General features: G+C 39.8%; 17 protein-coding genes and 3 pseudogenes. 5 read left to right on the forward strand and 15 right to left on the reverse strand.

The window, feature by feature from the left end; genetic code table 11:
* Positions 1–29 precede the first annotated feature (29 nt).
* The 6 genes from ACT3S9_RS08365 to ACT3S9_RS08390 form a co-directional block, all read right to left on the reverse strand.
* Complete coding sequence (locus ACT3S9_RS08365; protein ID WP_441834631.1) at positions 30–635, reverse strand: DUF1788 domain-containing protein; 606 nt, start codon at positions 633–635, stop codon at positions 30–32.
* A complete protein-coding gene (locus ACT3S9_RS08370; RefSeq protein WP_441834632.1) occupies positions 635–1,258 on the reverse strand; it encodes a DUF1819 family protein in 624 nt (207 codons plus the stop codon). The genes ACT3S9_RS08365 and ACT3S9_RS08370 overlap by 1 nt, the downstream gene beginning before the upstream one ends.
* Positions 1,259–2,146 carry a WYL domain-containing protein gene (locus tag ACT3S9_RS08375; protein ID WP_441834633.1) on the reverse strand — a complete coding sequence of 296 codons (888 nt, stop codon included), beginning with the start codon at positions 2,144–2,146 and terminating at the stop codon, positions 1,259–1,261. It abuts the gene before it with no gap.
* A gap of 254 nt (positions 2,147–2,400) precedes the next feature.
* Positions 2,401–2,628 (reverse strand): helix-turn-helix domain-containing protein, encoded by a 228-nt coding sequence (locus ACT3S9_RS08380; protein WP_089368390.1) that lies wholly within the window; start codon positions 2,626–2,628, stop codon positions 2,401–2,403.
* A 78-nt stretch (positions 2,629–2,706) separates the two neighbouring features.
* A complete protein-coding gene (locus ACT3S9_RS08385) occupies positions 2,707–3,675 on the reverse strand; it encodes an IS30 family transposase (RefSeq protein ID WP_086959932.1) in 969 nt (322 codons plus the stop codon).
* Between the two features lie 83 nt (positions 3,676–3,758).
* Entirely contained in the window at positions 3,759–4,136 is a 378-nt protein-coding gene (locus ACT3S9_RS08390) for a radical SAM protein (protein ID WP_444750886.1), read from the reverse strand.
* A gap of 58 nt (positions 4,137–4,194) precedes the next feature.
* On the opposite strand from ACT3S9_RS08390, the gene tnpA reads away from it, so the two are divergent.
* Genes tnpA through tnpC form a run of 3 tightly spaced genes read left to right on the forward strand, consistent with a single transcriptional unit; the run spans position 4,195 to position 6,413 of the window.
* On the forward strand, positions 4,195–4,500 hold the full coding sequence (gene tnpA / locus ACT3S9_RS08395; protein WP_301563154.1) for an IS66 family insertion sequence element accessory protein TnpA: 306 nt from the start codon (positions 4,195–4,197) through the stop codon (positions 4,498–4,500).
* On the forward strand, positions 4,497–4,850 hold the full coding sequence (gene tnpB / locus ACT3S9_RS08400) for an IS66 family insertion sequence element accessory protein TnpB (protein WP_301563133.1): 354 nt from the start codon (positions 4,497–4,499) through the stop codon (positions 4,848–4,850). Before tnpA ends, tnpB begins: the two co-directional genes overlap by 4 nt.
* Positions 4,851–4,889: 39 nt before the next feature.
* On the forward strand, positions 4,890–6,413 hold the full coding sequence (gene tnpC / locus ACT3S9_RS08405) for an IS66 family transposase (protein WP_443489209.1): 1,524 nt from the start codon (positions 4,890–4,892) through the stop codon (positions 6,411–6,413).
* A 25-nt stretch (positions 6,414–6,438) separates the two neighbouring features.
* On the opposite strand, the pseudogene moaA reads toward tnpC, so the two are convergent.
* The 5 genes and pseudogenes from moaA to ACT3S9_RS08430 form a co-directional block, all read right to left on the reverse strand.
* Positions 6,439–6,630: pseudogene (gene moaA, locus ACT3S9_RS08410) on the reverse strand (GTP 3',8-cyclase MoaA); the annotation flags it as partial.
* A 47-nt stretch (positions 6,631–6,677) separates the two neighbouring features.
* Positions 6,678–9,386: a nitrate reductase gene (locus tag ACT3S9_RS08415; RefSeq protein WP_441834112.1), complete on the reverse strand. Its 2,709-nt coding sequence runs from the start codon at positions 9,384–9,386 to the stop codon at positions 6,678–6,680.
* A 10-nt stretch (positions 9,387–9,396) separates the two neighbouring features.
* Complete coding sequence (locus tag ACT3S9_RS08420; protein WP_441834113.1) at positions 9,397–10,893, reverse strand: FAD-dependent oxidoreductase; 1,497 nt, start codon at positions 10,891–10,893, stop codon at positions 9,397–9,399.
* A gap of 176 nt (positions 10,894–11,069) precedes the next feature.
* Positions 11,070–12,848, reverse strand: coding sequence for a protein kinase domain-containing protein (locus tag ACT3S9_RS08425; protein WP_441834114.1), 1,779 nt, complete (start codon positions 12,846–12,848; stop codon positions 11,070–11,072).
* Between the two features lie 9 nt (positions 12,849–12,857).
* A pseudogene (locus ACT3S9_RS08430) lies at positions 12,858–13,514 on the reverse strand (MFS transporter); the annotation flags it as partial.
* A gap of 87 nt (positions 13,515–13,601) precedes the next feature.
* Here ACT3S9_RS08430 and ACT3S9_RS08435 point away from each other — a divergent pair.
* A complete protein-coding gene (locus tag ACT3S9_RS08435; protein WP_086959932.1) occupies positions 13,602–14,570 on the forward strand; it encodes an IS30 family transposase in 969 nt (322 codons plus the stop codon).
* A gap of 25 nt (positions 14,571–14,595) precedes the next feature.
* Here ACT3S9_RS08435 and ACT3S9_RS08440 read toward each other — a convergent pair.
* From ACT3S9_RS08440 to modA, 4 genes and pseudogenes are all read right to left on the reverse strand, one after another.
* Positions 14,596–15,414: pseudogene (locus ACT3S9_RS08440) on the reverse strand (MFS transporter); the annotation flags it as partial.
* 340 nt (positions 15,415–15,754) lie between these two features.
* A complete protein-coding gene (locus ACT3S9_RS08445) occupies positions 15,755–16,780 on the reverse strand; it encodes an ATP-binding cassette domain-containing protein (RefSeq protein WP_441834116.1) in 1,026 nt (341 codons plus the stop codon).
* On the reverse strand, positions 16,773–17,459 hold the full coding sequence (gene modB / locus ACT3S9_RS08450) for a molybdate ABC transporter permease subunit (protein ID WP_441834117.1): 687 nt from the start codon (positions 17,457–17,459) through the stop codon (positions 16,773–16,775). Before modB ends, ACT3S9_RS08445 begins: the two co-directional genes overlap by 8 nt.
* Positions 17,460–17,465: 6 nt before the next feature.
* Complete coding sequence (modA, locus tag ACT3S9_RS08455; RefSeq protein ID WP_444750887.1) at positions 17,466–18,164, reverse strand: molybdate ABC transporter substrate-binding protein; 699 nt, start codon at positions 18,162–18,164, stop codon at positions 17,466–17,468.
* 86 nt (positions 18,165–18,250) lie between these two features.
* On the opposite strand from modA, the gene moeA reads away from it, so the two are divergent.
* Positions 18,251–19,483 (forward strand): molybdopterin molybdotransferase MoeA, encoded by a 1,233-nt coding sequence (gene moeA, locus ACT3S9_RS08460; RefSeq protein ID WP_441834119.1) that lies wholly within the window; start codon positions 18,251–18,253, stop codon positions 19,481–19,483.

Consider the following 19,483-nt stretch of genomic DNA (forward strand, 5'->3'; position numbering starts at 1 on the left):
TTATCCTTGTTGTTTGATTGCAAGTCCGTTTACGGTACTAGTTTAAATGCACGATAATAGTTATTTGATTCGATTCTGCCAAAGGGTTTTAACGCTGTACCGTCGTACTCACCAGGATAGAAGAGCACCGTTGGTACGTTGCCTACCTTAGCATGTAGAGCGTTTAACAAGCCGTGACCACGAATAATAGGCCACGCGCTCCCAAGCCCATGAAGTAAAATGAACTCAGTTTTATTTTTTTCACAAGAGCCGAAGTCGATTTTTGAGGCGATAAATTCAGCGACTCGGTTTTGCTCAAGAGGCCCCTTTAGTGCGTTGAATAGCGCATCATCACCGCGCTCTTTTTGTACTTTAAACGCTCTTTCAGTAAGTTTTCGGGAATCGAGCAATTCAATAATGGCTTCAAATAAGTTGATGCTTTTAAAATTACGCTCACGTTTATCAAGGCGTTCTGTCATGTATTCTAGATGCTCTCTTACAGTTAATTCTGCCTCTGGTGGGTAGTCGAACACGTAAAAGCCAATCTCGTTTCCTAAACCTTGGTTTTTTAAAAAATCTTCGCTTTCAATCTTGGGCTGAATTTCATCAAGCCGCTCGTGAAGTCGTTTTTGTTGTTTGGTTTTAAGCTCAACCATTAGTGCAACTCCATCGCTGAAATAATATCGTCTCTGTTGATCTCTAGAAGTAAGTCTCTCACTTCTGGTAACAAATATACATTTTGTATTTTTTTATTCCGTGTTGTTTCTATATAACCAGCGTCAGCTATGGCTTTAAAAGCTACTTGAGAAATTTTGTAAGTCGATGATTCTGACATTTGAGCTAACTCAGGGAATAATCTAATGCGTTCATCCCAAAAAGACTCCCAATCAGCTACATCTAAACTTTCACGGAACATACGTTTAGCATCTAACACTACATTGCGCATAAAATCAGCAAGTAATGTGCAGTTAATTAACGTAGCTGCAAACATTAACTGAGTTGATAGCTCAGTGCTACCAAATGCGATTAGTTCTAGGTATTTGTCTGACATACCATCCAAACGCTTTTTGATAGTAGCCGCATTCCTCTTTGCTGAAGCGTCTGACCGTTTTTGTAAAACATTCTGATTTACAATGGCTTCTAGCCATTCTTCTTGTGACGGTTTTTTAAGTAATAGCTCAGCTACGGTCTGGCTTTCTTTGATCATTAAACTGCCGCCAATGAGATCGCCGAGATAGTCTCTATATGATTTCATTTGTGTTGTATTTGCAGTCGTCATTTATAGTTCTTCCAGTTCTGGTACATAACCTGGAGCAATTGCTAAGTTTTCGGCACCGAATAACGTTTGACGGTTTTTGAGCCATAATTGATACTCAGCGCCAACAAGCTCGGCATCAGCGGTACAATCAACATTCCAACGCCTTAATAGATAACCAGCCATAGCAGCCCTGACATTAAGTGACAGCTCATCTCCCTTCATTCCATAGTCTAATGCGATAGCAGTAGGGTGCCTTACATTATGAGGATGAGGAACGAGTTGCAACGGCATCATACGCATCCATTGATGATCTTCAATTTTACCTTCGCCAGCAACAACTTCCGTGTTTTTAATTGTTACTTTAGTGATCCTAGTTAATACGAAGTCTCTAAAACTTTTTGATTTTCTGTCATAAGCTCTCACATGCCAACGCAGACCGTTATCAACAATGCTGTGAGGTACTAGCTCTCTTGCAGCCGAACCACTAGATAACGATGTATAAATAACACTGACTGGTTTTTCATTGATAATTGCTTGAACAAGCTTTGCGACAATAAATATATCTGGGATGTTTAACTGGCTTGGTGCTTCGACTGGGAATGTAGTATCACCAATCGCATCAAAACCATCAGTAATTTGATTAGAGAGCTTAACAAGAGTTTTACGAGGGTCATGTGTGAATAAGGGCCTAAAGCCCGCAGCTTGAAAATATCTCTTTTCTTTTGAGTCATATACCATATTTTCAGGGCACAACTCTTTATAGAAATTGATATCACGAGTAGCCGAGGTTAACCCTTTCTCGAAATAAGAAACTATTTCAGCTCTCGTAACATATCCAACAAAAAAAAGTTTAAAATCAATGTATGACAAACGTTGTTTTTGAGTAAAGCCAATATCGTTTAAATTCATTTCTAATTATAAAATCAACTAAGTGAACCTAGTATGTTCATAAAGTGAATAGATATCAAATAATTTTTGATGAATCTTAAATCCACTCATAATTCATATCACTTTAGATAAAATATTATTTAGACTGACTAGTTGATATCAATCAAAATAGATTTTCACCACTTGCTTTTAAGCCTATATAGAATCATATCTTAAATAATATATAAAGGTTATGCAGTGTTAATCTATCTAACGCTTTTAATACTACTCTTTAGTTAATTATCGACTTTTTCGTAGGTAATAATTTCTTCTATTTTGCAGTCGAAGTAAGCACATAATGCATCCAAAGTACGCGTAGTTGTTGAGTAATTATTGTTATTAGCCATTTTTGACATAGCGGCTTTATTTACTCCTGCGGCATTTGCAACTTCATCTAACGTAATTTTACGTCCCTCTTTCAATGACTTAGCTGCGATTAATTCCTTTAAGTTATAAACAATCATTTTAATACAACCAATTATTTAAAAAGTTTCTTTACAGGATACTTTACGTATCTTGAATTCAAGTATTAAGTGCAATCATTATGCAGCCACCAGAACTTCTGATTGCCCCGTAAATAATTCATGAGGGGTTTTATACCCTCTTGTTTTTCTTGGCCGATGGTTGAGCTTATCAACTGCCGCCTGTATCTCTGCTTCACTTAGCGCCATAAAGTCAGTTCCCTTGGGGAAGAAGCGTCTAAGTAAGCCGTTGGTATTCTCATTTATGCCCCGCTCCCATGATGAATAGGGATGAGCGAAATACACATCAGCTTCTAATTTTTGTGCAACATGCTCATGGTGAGCAAACTCTTTTCCATTATCTAACGTCACGGTAATAACCTTACCTTTATATGGTGTCATACACGTGATCAGCGCATCGGCTGTTATTTTCGCATGCTTGCTTTCAATTCTGTGAACGACTGTATATAACGTTTTACGTTCAACCATTGTGACAAGCGCATTTTTACGCCCTTTACCTATCACTGTATCGCCCTCCCAATCACCAATCCTAGACTTTGAATCCACAATACTTGGGCGTTCATCAATGCTGACTCGATTAACTATCTGTCCACGTTTATCATAGCTTCCATAGCGTTTTTTATACTTTTTACATGCACGAGTGAGTGTCTTATGTAGCTTGCCACCACGAGCCTTGTCTCTGTAAATATATTGATAAATTGTTTCATGATGTAAAACGACCTGTTTCTCTAAAGCTAAGCGGCCTGCCACTTGCTCAGGGGAAAGTCCGTCATGCAACAATTTATTAATCCAGTGAGTGACGTCCTCTGTTAACTTACTTGCTTTGAAAGATGACTTACGTCTTTGTTCAGCAAAGTTATTGGCTTGGTTAGGCCGATAGCCTTTAAGTCCTTTATTGCGTTTTAGCTCTCTAGAAATAGATGACGGTGAACGAGTTAGTTCTTCAGCTATCTGCTTTTGGTTATTTCCTGCTTTTATTAACGCGTAAATCTGGTATCTTTCTTCTTGTGTCAGCTGTTTATATTTCATTAAAGCAATTTCCTTTGGCGAGAAAATGGCCGAATTATAACAGCTGGCCATCTAATCTGAGAAATTGCACTTATTATCCGAATTTAGGACTGATTATGATTAAACGCTTTAGCTAAAACCGCATTAACTTTAATACGCTTAATACCAATTTTCTCTGCCCGCTCAATGCCTTTTAAAATGTGCTGCAACTTGTCATGACCGGTTATCAGTTTAAACATTTGTGGGTTTAAGCTATCTATACTGACATTGATTGCATCAAGGCCTGCTGCTTTATATTCATCAACATTATTTAATAAATTAAAACCATTGGTTGTGATCGCCACTTCAGTGATCCCATCAGTGGCTTTACAACGCTTAATAATGTCAGGCAAATCTTTTCGTAAGCATGGTTCGCCGCCTGTTAAGCGAATTTTTTTAGTGCCAAGCTTGGCGAAAGAACGTAAGCGCGTAATTAGCCCCACATACCAATGTTAATGGCACCTATGCATAATTTACTCAGCATATTAACCTGAGGTAATTATGAATAAACAGCAAAAAATAAAACACTGGCAAGGCATTTTTGAGCAGCAAAAATCGAGTGGTTTAGCCATCATTCAATTTTGTCGTGATAACAACATTAACGCATCGACTTTCTATGTTTGGCGTAAACGCCTTTCTGACGAAACGGTAAGGGTTAAAAAGCAACAGGTGATCCCGTTTGTTATTCATGAGCAAGCCTTTACGCAACCTTCAATCATTAAACTCACCACACCAAACGGCTATCAAATAGACTTCGAGTCGACATTAGCTAACCAAACGCTAGCCAAATTATTGAGCGTACTGTGACACCTTGCACACACCAAGTTTACTTGGTCACGGGGTTCACCGACATGCGCAAATCAATCAATGGCCTAAGTATTATTGTCAGCGATACCCTATCTCTCGATCCTTTAAGCCAAGCGTGGTTCGTTTTTTGTAATAAACAACGCGATAAATTAAAGATTTTATTTTGGGATACCAACGGTTTTTGGCTCTATTATCGTCGTTTAGAACAAGGACGATTTCAGTGGCCAAAACAGACTAATGAACACACGGCTATGGGCATCGAGCAACGCCAATTACAGTGGTTGCTATCAGGGTTACCGGTCAGTAATCAAACACGGCACCCGACTTTATCGGGGTTATCGGTGATGTAAATTAATCAGATCGTTTTTTTTACTTGAACGATCTTTCCCATGTGTCATGCTATTAAAATGCCAGACACTATTCTCATCACCGAACTACAAAATCAGCTTGCACTTATGCAGGCTAAGCTTGATGCTTTACAAGAAGATAAGGTTGAAATGCAATCGCGGATTGACCACTTGCTTGCTGAGCTTAAGTTAAGTAAATCCCAAAAATACGGTAAAAAAAGTGAAAAAGCCCCACGGGGCACCTTCAATGAAGCGGAGCAGCATAAAACGACTGAGCCGCCTAAACACCATAAGAAAGGCAAACAAACGCTGGCTGAGCACTTTGAACGAGAAGAGGTTGAGCACACCTTAACCGAGTTAACGTGTCAGTGTTGCGGTGAGCAACTACATCAATGTGGTAGTGAAGACAGCGAACAAGTTAAAATTATTCCGGCGAAAGTCAGCGTCATTAAGCACAAACAATTTAAATATGCTTGCAGACATTGCGAGCATGAACAATTGACCAGTAAAATCATCACCGCGCCTAAACCTAAACAACCGATACCGGGGAGTATTGCCAGTCCCGAGGCATTAGCGGCGGTTGTGACAGGCAAATACTGCGATGCCTTACCGCTTTATCGTTTCGTTGAAATACTGGGCCGTGGCGGCCTTGAACTATCGCGCGGAACATTAGCTAATTGGTGTATTAAAGCGGGCCTGCTAATCAGCCCCTTAGTGGCAGCCATGCAACGTCACTTGCTTAATGAGCACAGTTTATGTGCCGATGAAACCCGTACACAAGTCTTAGATGAAGGTGACAATCCTAGCAGCAATTCCTACATGTGGGTTTATCGCAGCAATGAGGTTAGCCATGAGCCTGTCGTGATTTACGATTACCAAGCAGGTCGAAGTCGCGCTTGCGCAAAAGAATTTCTTGCCGGTTATCAAGGCTATTTACAGTGCGACGGTTACCGTGTTTATGACGGTATTGAAGGCATTACCCCTGTTGGTTGTTGGGCACACGCTAGACGCAAATATAACGATGCCTTAAAAGCAGAGTCGAAAAACAAAGGTCGAGCGCATAAAGCCATCAGCTTTATCAGCCAATTATATAAACTGGAAACCCAGGCTAAAAACAAACAGTTATCCCCTCAAGCGCGGTATCAGTTACGACAAGAAAAAGCCTTACCCATATTAATGCACTTTAAAGCGTGGCTTGATGAAGCCGAAGGTAAAGTAACGGCGGGGAGTTATATTGGCAAAGCGATAAAATACACGCTTAATCAATGGCCGAAATTAATGCGATATAGTGAAGATGGCGAACTAGGGATTGATAATAATATTACTGAGCGAGATATTCGGCCGTTTACCACTGGTAGGAAAAACTGGCTATTCTCAAAGTCAATTAATGGTGCCCAAGCAAGCGCCACACTCTATAGTATTGTGATGACGTGTCGTGCCAATGACATCAATCCTTATAACTACTTTGTGCATTTATTTAAAACGTTGCCGAATCGAGATGAGGGTGATGATGATTTTACCGACCTAATGCCGTGGAATGTGCAGCTAGACTTCGATTATAGCTAAGCGCACTGCTTAAATGCGCGCTTACGAAAGAACTGATAACCGTCGAAATTTCTGCTTGTGTTAAAAATGTCCTAGGGGTGTCGCATTGGTAACCATCGGGTAGGCAATAGCTACAACTAAAATTACATACGTCGGTGATTGACAGCCGTAAATAATTAAAACGCCGGCCAAATTTATCTTCGAGCTCACCTTCAAGTTCATTTTTATCTTCACGCATAATGTGCCTTCTTGTTATTTTTGTGTATCGCAGTGCTGAGCATAAAACTACACCGTAGTCCGCACATCAATTAGCTGAGTTTTATCAGTCACTGTATAGTGTTTAATAAGCTGACTCAACTCGGTTTTACATGAACCACAATTGGTACCGCATTTTAATTGCTGGCCTAGCTCATCAACCCGATGAATTCCTGACTTAATTGCATCTATAATCGGTTTTTCTCTAACTTTAAAGCAGCTACAAATTTGTCGACCTTGGCTAAACTCTTCATCAGGTGTAGCCGTTAATAATGACTGCAATTCTACAAAGCTAAGTGCAGGTTGGCAAAATAAGTGATTTATCCATTCTATAGAAGTGCTTGGCTGCACATTTGAAACCATAGCAACAAACACTAAACGACCATTTCCAATACATTGAATACGCTGCGTATCGCCTTCATAAAAACCGGACCATTGACCTTTTATGCCACTAATTCGTTGGCACCACAAAAGCGCATCCGACAAGGCCTCTTTAAAAGCGAGTTGATATTGGGTGCAATCGCTAGCGCTTAGCTTAAGCCAATAATCGCTTTCTGCGCTTATTATACCAAAAGAGCCTACTTCATCTTTTATGTCATTCTTAACGAACACGTCCATATATTGACCAAACGTAGCTGGTATCAGTTTTATGGCAGTAAATTTAGTTTCTGGCTGACCTGACAAGGGATCAACAATGGAGGAGTATAATTTGCCTATATTCGCCGATGAAGCGAATTGCCGATTCCAATGTATAGGCATAAAGCATTCACCCACTCTTAATGAGTCGGTAATTTTGGCGTTCGCTATCACTTTGCCTGTTTTTGCCTCGGCGATAACTAAATCATTATTATTAATGCCTAGCTGATTGGCATCCTTTGGATGCACCTCAATATAAGGACGAGTAATATGCGACGAAAGTGATGCTGACTTACCTGTACGCGTCATCGTGTGCCATTGGTCGCGAATACGGCCAGAATTCATCACCAGCGGATACTCACTTGAGGTCGTTTGCTTTGGTAGTTGTGGCGTTATAGCAATAAAGCGAGCTTTATTATTGGCGGTACTAAATTGGTTTTTGTAAAATACCTGCCCATTTTTATGCTCCACACCTTTTTTACAAGGCCATTGGGTGGGCCTTAATGCATTGTACTGCCTTGCAGTCATACCTGCTAAAGCCGATAAGTTAAGCTGGCGTTCGCCATTATTTTCATAACTAGTTAAGCGAGCCCATTCATCAAAAATTTCGCTGGGATTGCTAAAATCAAAGCCATCAAAGCCCATGTCTTTTGCTACCTCGCACAGTATTTGCCAATCATTTTTGGCTCCAGTGAACGGCGCTGTTATTGCCCGCTGGCGAGATATTCTACGCTCTGAATTAGTTACCGTGCCTTCTTTTTCACCCCACCCAGTACTAGGTAGTTTTACATGCGCAAAATCAAGAGTGTCATTACTCTGAACACAATCTGATACAACTACCAGGTCGCAGGCTTTCAGCGCTTTTGCAATAACATCAGTGTTAGGTAAGCTAACCATCGGATTGGTTGCCATGATCCATACAGCTTTGATTTTACCTGCGCTTATGGCCTCAAACATATCAAGTGCTTTAGCGCCTTCACTTGTGGCCATTGCAGGTGATTGCCAAAAACGTTTTAATAATGACTGATGCTGAACGTTATCTATATCCAAGTGTGCTGCAAGTTGATTGGCAAGTCCGCCGACTTCACGCCCGCCCATAGCATTGGGTTGGCCAGTAATCGAAAATGGCCCAGAGCCTTTTTTTAATAACTTCCCTGAGGCTAAATGCGCATTAATTATCGCATTGCATTTATCGACCCCAGATGATGATTGATTAATACCCATTGAATAAAAACTAATTGCTGAGGCGCTATTAGCAAACCAGCTATAAAATTGGTGAAGTTCATCGATATTTAATTCACAAAAGCGGGCAACTTCAGTTATTGTCCAATTATTAGCGGATGCTAAAGCCGCGGCAAAGCCATCAGTGTGTTTATCAATAAACTCGTTATCAAGTAGTTGGTTATCTGCTAAATAGTGCAATAAACCATTATATAGTGCCGCGTCGGTACCGGGTTTAATTTGTAAAAATGCATCTGCCAGCTCGGCGCTGTCGGTGCGCCTGGGATCGACAACCACTACTTTCATTTTAGGATTCATACGCTTTGCTCGCGCTATGCGTTGATATAATACCGGGTGCGTCCAAGCCGCGTTGGAGCCTATTAAAATAAGTAGTTCGGTGTGTTCTAAGTCTTCATAATCACAGGGCACAATATCTTCACCAAAAGCCCGTTTGTAACCCGCCACAGCAGAAGACATACATAAACGCGAGTTGGTATCAATATTGGCAGAGCCGATATAGCCTTTCATCAGTTTATTAGCAATGTAATAATCTTCAGTTAATAACTGACCCGACACATAAAAAGCCACAGCATCAGGGCCATGCTCAGCAATTATTTTACTAAATTTATTCGCCACATAATTACTTGCAACAGGCCAAGCAACTGCTTTATTATTAATCATTGGTGTAGTTAAGCGATTTTCATTTGCCAGCGTATCTAATAAATGGGTACCTTTAACGCACAAACGACCATAGTTTGCAGGATGCTCTGGCATGCCTTCAAGTTGTGTAGGTTGATTGTCGCTTAAACCAACGTCGACACCACAGCCAACACCACAGTAAGCACACGTTGTTTGAATTAAGCTCTCTTTTGAAGTGGTCATAGCGATCTCTTTATGCAAGTTCAGTAATGGGTATTAATGCGTTATCGCTAAGCACTAGGGGATTAGCTTCACTGGCATTAGCTAAAGTATTTTCGATAATACAGTTAACACGACTTTCACAACTACCACACCCTGTACAGGCCTTAGTTATTGTTTGTACTGAGGTTAAATCATTAGCTCCCGCCAATATGGCCTGTTCAATCGTCTGCTTGGTAACTGCATGACAAGAGCATATAAGTGCATCTGCAGGTAAGTCTGTAATTGATACAGAATCAGGCGTTGGTGCAAGCGGTAAAATAATTGATTCAGGAGCAACATTAAGGGCTAAGTCGTTCAAGTGATACTGCAATAAGTTGTCATAATCGCTGGTATCGCCAACCAGTACTGCGCCAATTAAACGAGTACCGGTTTTGTTGGTAACTATTTTTTTATATATACCAGCCTGTTGATCATCAAAAACATAACTACGCGCCCCTTCGGCACGTCCATGGGCATCACCAATTGAGCCGACTTCAACACCCATCAGCTTTAATTTTGTGCTCATATCAGCGCCATTAAACGCATCATCACTGTTATTAAAAAGAATATGTTTAGCCGCAACTTTGGCCATAGCGTAACCCGGAGCGACTAAGCCAAATATGAAATTGCTCCAAAGTGCGCACTCACCAATAGCATAAATGTTTTTATCTGACGTTTGGCAGTGGTTATTAATAACAATTCCACCGCGTTCGCCAATATTTAAATCAAATTCACGCGCTAAATTATCGTAAGGACGTATTCCTGCTGAAAATAAAATCAGGTCAGTTTCAATATTTTCTCCGTCTTTAAAGCACATTTTATAACGGTAGTTGTCGCCATCAACAATTTGCTCGGTTGCCATTGAGGTATGAACTTGTACGCCCAGAGCGGTAATTTTTTCTTTAAGTACTCGCCCGCCACCGCCATCGACTTGTACCCCCATTAACTGCGGTGCAAATTCAATAACATGAGTTTCAAGGCCAAGTTGCTTGAGTGCATTTGCGGCTTCTAACCCTAATAAACCACCGCCAATAACCACACCGACTTTACTAGTACTTGCAGAATGTTTAATTGCCTCTAAATCACGAATAGTGCGATATACCAAACAATGCTCTCGATCTTTACCCGGAATTGGCGGTACAAAAGGAAATGAACCGGTCGACAACACGAGCTTGTCGTAATCGAAAGTCATGTCTTCGCTAGTCGTCACTTGCTGTTTAGCACGGTTAATATTAGTCACTTTAGCATTAGTATAAAAACGTACTTGCCAATCAGTATAAATTTGCTCGCAAGTTAACGCTAAATCGCTAGCCGTTTTGCCAGAGAAAAACTCTGATAAGTGAACTCTATCGTAGGCTAAACGTTCTTCACCACTGAGTACGGTCACTTCAATGTCTGAGTCAGGTTCTATGTGGGAGGTAATTTGCTCTACGAAATGATGCCCAACCATTCCATTACCGACGACAACTATTCGTTGTTTGCGGTTCATCAGTTCACCTTGCTTACAATGACTATTTATTATTAACATTTAAAGCAAAGGACATACCAAACATTTAAAATGTTAATATTCATATATTTAGACTTATTTTTAATATGAAAAGGCAGGCTCGGCACCACTACAGTTCACCGCATGCACCATAGTGATACACAGTTTAAAGTAACCGTTTATTTAATAATTATCACAGTAAGTAAGCAAAGGAATAAGCAAATAGCGATTACTTGCCAAACCATCACCGGGTTACGTTGATAAAGAGAGGGCTTATCTATAACCGACATAGTCAGTTGTGAATTAGGCTTTTTAAGATCGGTTATAAACTCTGAAAATGAACTATAGCGATGTTCTGGCTTTGCTGCGGTGGCTTTCATCAACGCTTGATCAAACCAAAAAGGGATATCACTGCGATAATCTCGAATACTGCGATAATGCCAAAAAGCATAACTTTTAGGGGTGAACTGACTTGATGAAATTGATTTATAAGGTAATTTTGCAGCTAACAATTCATACATAATAACACCAAGTGAGAACAAGTCACTTTTAAAGTCGGCCTTAAGTGACAACTGCGTTTCTGGTGCGGTGTAATTTAACGTTCCTTGAGGGCAGTCATCAATTATTTGTTTAACGTCTCCCTGCATAGCCGCTATTTTTACAGTGCCATAATCTATTAATGTAACTTTGCCGTGTGAATCAATCATAACATTGTCTGGCTTTAAATCTCGATGAACCATATCAAGGCGCTGAAAAGCACGCAGAGCCTGCACTATTTGTAAGGCGATATTGCGCACTTGGTTTATTTGCGGAACGGGCGTATCAGCTTGCCATTGGCTAAGTGTTTGGCCATCCATATATTCACAAATATGGTATAAAAACGGACTATCATCAGCCGTACTCAACACTTTCATTACGTTGGGGTGAGTAATTCGTTGCCCCACCCATCCTTCGCGCACAAACCCTTGCAAATAATGCAGGTCGTCTGCAAAGTTTATTGAAGGCGTTTTTAAAACCACGGGGGCTGAGTACTCACTGCTTTGTACTAAATAAATATGCGAACGAGTGCTGGCGTGTATTTGCCTAAATACCTTATATTCATCAATCTTCTGGCCTACCCGCAGCACCATAGGAATTTTACGTTTGGTTAAGTCCCGGTATAGTTCATCAACGCATTTAGTAGGAACACTTTGCACTTTAACTAATAAACAGCTGACATTGTCATCACTGCCCTTAGCAATAGCTAGTTGCGTAAGCGCCTTTGCTGCCAGCTCTAAATCAGTATATTGATTCAGGCAAGCTATAATTTGTGCTTGGTTAATATAATCATGCACACCATCGCTGGTTAATAAGTAAATATCATCTTTTTTAATATCAAATTGATATACATCCACTTCTTGATGAAGCTCAGCGCCTAGTGCCTTGGTTAAATGCTGATTAACTTTGTGATCACGGGTTAATTGAGTCAATTGACTATCACGTAATTGGCTTATACGAGTATCACCTAAATGAAATATAAACCCACTGGATGATTTTAATATCAAGGAACTAAACGTCGTCATCCAGTGAGCCTGGCGATGCATTTGCAAATTATTATTCGGTGTTTGCGAGTAAAGCCATAAATTTAAGCTCGCGAGGACTTTTGAAACTGATTTATTAACCGACCAACTTAGCTCGGTTGCTAGGTATTCATTTATAAAATGACTAACCGATAAATGCGCAGCTTCTTTAGCAAATTTGGCACTTGAGCAGCCATCAGCTAAACAGGCTATAACCCCTTTGTAACCACGTTCGATACCTTTAGTATTTAAGGCCGCAAAGGCGTCTTGATTAACCGCTTTAATGCCTGCAGATGAATAACCACCAAAGCATACCTTTAGCTCATTAACTGATGTCTTTCTAGTTGATAGCTCATCAGTTAACCGCTCAGTCCCCGTTTTGGCAGCTTCATCTCGCATTGTGTATCCTTAGCTGACTGAAATTAATTCAACTGAACCGTCTTCGTTTACTTCAGTGATATGCCCTTTAGGTTCTTGCATGAACATCAAGGCAAGAAGCCCAACCAAAGCACTACCGGCAATCACAAAAAAGAAGGTTTGATAATCAACAATTGATAAAACCGTTAAATATACTACGGCCCCTACATTGCCATAAGCGCCAGTCATACCCGCTATTTGCCCTGTTAAACGACGCTTAATTAACGGCACAGCAGCAAAAACAGCCCCTTCGCCTGCCTGCACAAAGAACGAACACGCCATTGCCGCCACAACAGCTAACCACAGCGGCCAACTTGCATCAACTACCCCCATAACAAAATAGCCAACAGCTAGGCCCATTGTTAGTACAATTAAAGTGATTCTGCGTCCGAGCTTATCAGAGATCCAGCCGCCGCCGGGACGCGATACTAAGTTCATAAACGCATAAGCAGAGGCTAGTAAACCGGCATAAACCATATCAAGGCCAAATACGTCACTAAAAAATAACGGCAGCATAGAGATAACGGCAAGCTCTGAGCCAAAAGTGGTAAAGTATAAAATATTCAACACTGCCACTTGTTTAAACTCATACCGTTCAGACTCTGGTACTGGCTGTTTAAAAATAGCTTTATTGATATCAAACGTTTCCTAAATTCGGATAATAAGTGCAATTTCTCAGATTAGATGGCCAGCTGTTATAATTCGGCCATTTTCTCGCCAAAGGAAATTGCTTTAATGAAATATAAACAGCTGACACAAGAAGAAAGATACCAGATTTACGCGTTAATAAAAGCAGGAAATAACCAAAAGCAGATAGCTGAAGAACTAACTCGTTCACCGTCATCTATTTCTAGAGAGCTAAAACGCAATAAAGGACTTAAAGGCTATCGGCCTAACCAAGCCAATAACTTTGCTGAACAAAGACGTAAGTCATCTTTCAAAGCAAGTAAGTTAACAGAGGACGTCACTCACTGGATTAATAAATTGTTGCATGACGGACTTTCCCCTGAGCAAGTGGCAGGCCGCTTAGCTTTAGAGAAACAGGTCGTTTTACATCATGAAACAATTTATCAATATATTTACAGAGACAAGGCTCGTGGTGGCAAGCTACATAAGACACTCACTCGTGCATGTAAAAAGTATAAAAAACGCTATGGAAGCTATGATAAACGTGGACAGATAGTTAATCGAGTCAGCATTGATGAACGCCCAAGTATTGTGGATTCAAAGTCTAGGATTGGTGATTGGGAGGGCGATACAGTGATAGGTAAAGGGCGTAAAAATGCGCTTGTCACAATGGTTGAACGTAAAACGTTATATACAGTCGTTCACAGAATTGAAAGCAAGCATGCGAAAATAACAGCCGATGCGCTGATCACGTGTATGACACCATATAAAGGTAAGGTTATTACCGTGACGTTAGATAATGGAAAAGAGTTTGCTCACCATGAGCATGTTGCACAAAAATTAGAAGCTGATGTGTATTTCGCTCATCCCTATTCATCATGGGAGCGGGGCATAAATGAGAATACCAACGGCTTACTTAGACGCTTCTTCCCCAAGGGAACTGACTTTATGGCGCTAAGTGAAGCAGAGATACAGGCGGCAGTTGATAAGCTCAACCATCGGCCAAGAAAAACAAGAGGGTATAAAACCCCTCATGAATTATTTACGGGGCAATCAGAAGTTCTGGTGGCTGCATAATGATTGCACTTAATACTTGAATTCAAGTTTTATACACTTCATACAAATAAAGTAAAATAAGCACCCCATACACGCCCAGCACAAAGTTTGACGAAATAAGGTTTGCGTCACTATCAGATAACTTCCAACTAAGTAAAGCAAGCGCTGCATACATCGGTATTTTCATGACCAATAATAAAACAAAGTCTCCTTTGCTGGTCACTTCCATTGCGCCTACTTTTTTAGGTTTAAAATAGGTTGATCCTTTGGGTGTATCCCTAACATTAAAAAACCAGATAATGCCAAATAAAATGCTTATCACCCCTGTTACAGCAATCGCATAGCGCCAACCATCTTCACCACCAAATAAAACAGCAATAACAGGTAGCGACATCGCCGCAGCAGCTGAGCCAAAATTACCCCAGCCGCCGTAAATACCTTCTGCAATACCCAGTTCATTAGCAGGAAACCATTCACTAACCATACGAATACCCACCACGAAACCTGCGCCAATAAAGCCTAGCGCAAAACGCGCAATAGCAGCTTGTTCAAAGGTGGTCGCTGCGGCAAACATAAAACAAGGAATACTACAGGTGATAAGTAGTGCGGCATAAACAATACGCGGGCCATATTTATCAGTGAGCATACCAATCACGACGCGTGCTGGAATGGTTAGTGCCACATTTAATATCAGTAAAGTTTTTACTTCTGACATACTAATATCAAGTGATGCTGCAATCGCACCTAACATCGGCGCATGATTAAACCAGACAAAAAATGATACAAAAAAAACCATCCAACTCAAATGAAGAACTTTCATTTTTCCATTAAATGATAACAAATTGAACCCTGTACTTTGCTGCATGCGCCACTCTCCTGATGCTATTTTTATTAGAATAAATTCTTAAAATACTTTTATTTAGTACTAAGTAAGCTATAAGCATGTGAGAGTGAGCAAATTATAAGCCACAAAATTATATTTAATATTTTCATAGCATTAACCATTTAAAGTTATGAAAAAATATCGCTTTGCACTATTAGGGGAGTTAGAATGTGCAGTATCGGTGCATAATGCGAAATGCCAACTTTATTAAAAACAATGATCATCCTAGTCAGTTAAATAATTCACTAACTGGATTAAAAATCATTTATATATCGCGGTATGAGTACAAAAAGTAGGGTAATGCAAAAGCAATTGCTATAAATTAAATGGAATGAAGCTGTGCATGCAGAGTTTGGCCAATATTTAGCCCTAATTGCTCCCATGCGAGTAGTGACATACTACACAGTAAAGTTTGCGCGTCTATGTTAAGGCACAGTAACACCTCATATTGGTGTATTTCGTAGCTTATAAGCGTACCCGTGAGTATGTTTAAATCACTACTTTGGCTATTTAGCTCGTGGTGGATAATAACATCACTGGCATTAATACAAATTTTGCAGCTGTTTTTATCATCAAAGTTTGTAATATAAAGCGTTTGCAAACTGTTCGTTAACTGTACTTTCGTTAAGTTATATTCAGGTAGGTGCTTAACCACCTCAAAAGTAATAAAACTGAATTGCGGCGTATGTTGTTCATTATTAATCGTTTGACTAATCTGTGCGGTATCGGCATACCTTTTTATATGGCCTGCTTCTAATTGTAATAGCTTATCAGCGCAATAACTAAGCTCTTTTAATGAATGACTAACAATTATAAAGGTAATGTTTTTTTGCTTAGCGAGTAGCTTTATCGCTGATAATAAACGCTGTTTTTTATGCCAATCGAGGGCTGAAAATGGTTCATCGAGTAAAACGATATTTTGTCCTAACAATAACGTTCTGGCAAAAATAATACGTTGCCGTTCACCCCCTGACAACGTAGCGACTTCGCGGTCGAGCAAATCCTCAATCCCTAATAAAGAAATAATTTGCTTTAATTCCAACTGATTATTATTAACAGCCCTATGCTTACACGAAAATGCTAAGTTCATTTGCACATTAAGGTGCGGAAACAACGGACACGACTGTAGCTGTAAGCTGATACCTCGCTTATCAGGAGTTAGGTTACTTAAACTTTGTTGATGATTGCTAACCGATTGCCCTTTAATCAAGCCAGCTATACATGCTAATAAGGTTGATTTACCGGCACCTGAGGGCCCAAACACCCCCACAATAGTTCCTTGTGCTATAGAAAGATCGGCATTAAGCGTAAAATTTTTAAGTGGGTAATCTATGCTAGCTTCAAGCATTCTTCCCCCTAAAACCCAGGCCATTTTTATTAAATTTAAAAAGTAATATTAAGCAAGCGAACGAAATACCTAACAAAATTAAAGATAATTCATGGGCTGCTTGGTAATTTAAAGACTCAACATGATCATACAAAGCAATAGAAACAACTTGTGTTTCTCCAGGTATATTACCCCCTATCATTAATACCAAGCCAAACTCTCCTAATGTATGGGCAAAACCAAGTGCAAAAGCACTTAAAATAGTACTTTTTAGAAGCGGTATTAATAAAAAGAAAAACCGCTTTTTCGCACTAAAACCAAGCGCAATAGCCGCCTGATTATAATGAGCATTTATTTGTTTAAAGCCAATCAATAAAGGCTGCATAACAAAAGGTAATGAGTAAATGAGTGAACCTAAAACAATCCCCGAAAAACTAAAAGCCAATTGCTGGCCCGTTACACTTTGCCAAAGCTGTCCGAACATACTTTTTGGTGAAAATGCGACCAATAAATAAAACCCCAATAAAGTCGGTGGTAATACTAACGGCAAAGCAATGATGGCTTCAAAATAAGCTTTAAAACGCCCCTGATAGTTTGATAACAACCACGCAATTGGAAAGCAAATAAACAATAGTAATAATGAAGTAATGACAGCCAGTTTTATGGTGAGTAATAATGCGGTTAAATCAGTCTCTAGCATGCACTATTAATCCTTTTTGTAACCAAATTCAGCAATCTGTGTTTGCACCTTTATTGAAAGTAGATAATTCATTATTTTATTACTTAAGGCAAGGTTATCAGTTGACTTTAAAATTACTGCTTGCTGGATAATTGCTGGGTATTGGGTCTCAGGAATTAGCGTATAAGCTTCATATTTGTTGTTAGGCTGTAACTGATTAGCCGCTTTTAATGTAGCTAAGGCAACTATCCCCAGCCTTGCGTTGGCACTATCTACAAATTGGAATGCCTGAGTAATATTGTTTGCTAAAACAAACGTCAAACCAGTTTTTAAATAGTGATTATTGTAATATTCTGCGGCCTCTCCATAAGGAGATAAGCGTGGATTGGCAATCGCAATATAAGGATTATCTGAATGTGTCTCTGGCTGCCAAAGAGCGAGCTTTCCTGTCGCATAAGTTTTCAAACTACCGTTAACAATTAAACCTTGTTCACTTAGTTGCTCTGGCCTTTTGGCATCAGCAGACAGAAAAATATCAAACGGCGCACCGTGAATAATTTGCGAATACAGCACACCACTTGCACCTGCTGATATTTTTATATCAATATTATTATAAAATGGGGCCTGTTTAAGCAACTGCTCTAATGGCGCCTTAAAATTACTAGCAACCGCAATATGAACACTCTCTTTCGCCACCACACTATTTATATTAAGTAATAGTAACAAACAAAAATAGTAACTGACTCTATTGTAAAGCATTGACATTGTAAGTATTGTTTTAATTATATAAAGAATGTTAAGAATTAATATATATGAATGACTGCTTTAATGCATCCGGTTTATTGTCGGTTGAACTTGCCATTGAGAATATTTTATCGACTTTAAAACCTATAAATCAACATGAACAGATCAAACTTTATGAATCTGCAGATAGAATATTATCCAAAGCACTTATCTCGAACATAAATGTGCCTATCCATGATAATTCAGCAATGGACGGTTATGCAATTTGTTATAAACAATCATGTGATACTTATCAACAAATAGGAACCGTGCTTGCTGGTGAGTATTTTGAACCGCAATTGAATCCTGGTGAATGCGTTAGGATCATGACAGGCGCGCCTATCCCTAGAGGTTGCGACGTGGTGATTATGCAAGAAAATACCACTAAAATGGATGATAAAGTTACAATAAACCAAAAAATTCAAGTAGGCGATAATATTCGCTCTGCCGGTGAAGACATAGCAAAAGGTGACACGGTGTTGACCGCAGGTCATAAATTAACACCCGTTGACTTAGGTTTACTTGCCTCCCTTGGTATTAATGAGGTCTCAGTTTATAAGCGCGTTAAAGTAGCTGTATTTTCAACCGGTGATGAGTTAACGCTTCCAGGTGAACCTTTAAAAACAGGCGCAATTTACGAAAGCAATCGCCCTGTGCTTATTTCATTGCTTCAAAAATGTGCGTTCGAGGTGATTGATTTAGGAATAATAAATGATACCCCTACTGCCATAAAAGACGCTTTTTTAACGGCTGATGCAAAAGCAGATGTAGTGATAAGCTCAGGTGGCGTATCTGTTGGTGATGCTGATTATACCAAAGATGTGTTGAGTGAAATTGGCGATATTGGATTTTGGAAAATCGCGATGAAACCCGGTAAACCCTTTGCCTTTGGTAAACTTGCAAACAGCTATTTTTTTGGTTTGCCAGGAAATCCTGTATCAGCAATTGTTACCTTTATGAAGCTGGTAAGCCCTGCTCTTGAAAGCTTGTCTGGCAAATCAAGTCTTGGGGAGTTAAATTCTGAAAAAGCTAATAAGCTTACAGCTGTGACAACCACAGCCATCAAAAAGCGCCCAGGTCGTACCGACTTTCAAAGAGCCATTGCAAGTATTAACAGCGAAGGTCATTACACAGTAAGTGCCCTACCATATCAAGGCTCAGGTATATTAACATCGATGAGTAAAGCAAACTGTTTTATCGTCCTTAGTGCAGATTCAGGCCCTGTACCAGAAGGAAGCCAAGTAGAAATTGAAATGTTTTAA

It is taken from the genome of Pseudoalteromonas sp. AOP31-A2-14 (assembly GCF_052378035.1).
Taxonomy (GTDB): Bacteria; Pseudomonadota; Gammaproteobacteria; order Enterobacterales; family Alteromonadaceae; genus Pseudoalteromonas.